The 1,202-nt window shown below is 50.4% G+C and carries 1 protein-coding gene; it reads right to left on the minus strand.

All coding sequences use genetic code 11. The features are described from left to right. Positions 1 to 309: 309 nt before the first annotated feature. Positions 310 to 783: a DUF29 domain-containing protein gene (locus KDK14_RS00855; protein WP_257263123.1), complete on the minus strand. Its 474-nt coding sequence runs from the start codon at positions 781 to 783 to the stop codon at positions 310 to 312. Between the last annotated feature and the right edge of the window lie 419 nt (positions 784 to 1,202).

The following is a 1,202-nucleotide window of genomic DNA, read 5'->3' on the forward strand; positions in this document are numbered from 1 at the left end:
GAGGGTGGCGCAAAATATTTTCACGCGCCATGGGCATTTGTGTGCTTTGTGGTTCAAATCGCAGGGTGCCTTAAAGCCTGCGTAGGGCAAGGCTTTCACTCTTAAGTCAGTGCCATTGCCTGCTATTGCGGTAAAGCTGACTTGCCGGGACACAGCAGATTCGTAAAGGGTTCCCCTGATAGATAGTCCTGTCAGCGCAGGCTCTATAGCGAGAGGTGTTGAGTATTCTCAATACGGGTCGAACAAAGCCCCCATCCACAGCTGCCTGGCGGTGGGGCGGCCATCCGCCTGGTGGGAGTATGTCATAAGCTACTCCGGTCTTGACGGAAACCCATCCGTCATAATCTGCTCCATGGTCCACGGGTTGGTATCCGGGAACTGATCTTCCGGGACCTCCAGCTCCCGGGAAGCATCCCGACAGGCAATGGGGTAACATTCCAGCAGAGACTCATCCAAAAGTCCGTACAAGCTGGGGTTGTTGGTCAATAGTCGTTTAACGATCGCCCGTTCTTTTTCCAGGCTGTAATCAATCACCATAAACCAGCTGCGATACCAGCGATTCAAGGTATCCAGGTCTTCCTTGAAGGTTCGGATCTGCCATTTGAGCAGAAGGACCAGTATCCGGGTCAGATGACTTTCCAGCGTGTTGACTTTTTCCTGACCAAGGTCGTCTACCTCCTCAATCAGGTTTTCCAGGTCCAGAGCCCGGAACTTGTTTTTTTTCAGTAAATCAATTTGCTGACGGGTCCACTGATAAAAGTCCGTTTTGTACAGGTTACTCATAGTGCTGACCTCCCGATGCTACTGATGTTTTTTTAAGAGCTTCAGTGTTATCTCCAGCAATCGCCTGCGACCCCTGTCGCAACTTCTGAGCCATCACCCAGTGAAGCAAAAGGCTTTTGTTGATCAGTCCCGGAGCGTATCAGGATGATATTGACTGGGGACAGCCCGGGGTATTGAGTTTAGTCAGACAGAAGAACAGATGATGATTCTGGTTCTCTGATCTTGTGAACCAATGCCAGAGGATGCTGTCACAAACCGGCTGGAGTATAGGTCATGAATGCCATGTCATGGGAATTTTGGCAATGAATATGAAGGTTTTAGCGCAGCCCGCTGCACGAAAAAGACTGGCTGCCTGGCTAAATAAGCTAACCCGGATATTTCATAAACGTGCTCCCGATCTCGCTTGTCCTTTGCCGCTC

The organism is Endozoicomonas sp. ONNA2, from assembly GCF_024606365.1.
Classification (GTDB): domain Bacteria; phylum Pseudomonadota; class Gammaproteobacteria; order Pseudomonadales; family Endozoicomonadaceae; genus Endozoicomonas.

What these genes read in the sequence shown, in the direction of transcription:
- KDK14_RS00855 (WP_257263123.1), bottom strand. Translation starts at nt 783, where the DNA reads ATGAGTAACCTGTACAAAACGGACTTTTATCAGTGGACCCGTCAGCAA.